Genomic DNA, 212 nt, shown 5'->3' with positions numbered 1-212 from the left:
AGCTTGGAAAGATCGAGCCCCGTGAACAGGTTAACGAACAGGCTGAAAGCTCCTCCCAGGAGCAGCAACAGGTAAAGATAAAGGGGTTTCCATTTAAATAGGTAGTACAGATAGAGGCTGCCTGCAAAAACCAAACTTAATGACACCATAAAACGGTGCCAGGGGGAGGGGGTCTGATTGGGATGAATGGGCAGTTCCTCATTCAAGATAAA

At 47.2% G+C, this 212-nt stretch carries 1 protein-coding gene; it reads right to left on the bottom strand.

Annotated elements, in window-relative coordinates:
- On the bottom strand, positions 1-212 hold a 212-nt coding region (locus B2633_RS05065), incomplete at both ends, for a hypothetical protein (RefSeq protein WP_483169576.1).

The organism is Syntrophomonas sp. UBA1041 (assembly GCF_002316705.1).
GTDB lineage: Bacteria > Bacillota > Syntrophomonadia > Syntrophomonadales > Syntrophomonadaceae > DTU019.
This window is presented reverse-complemented; position numbering and strand designations above follow the sequence as displayed.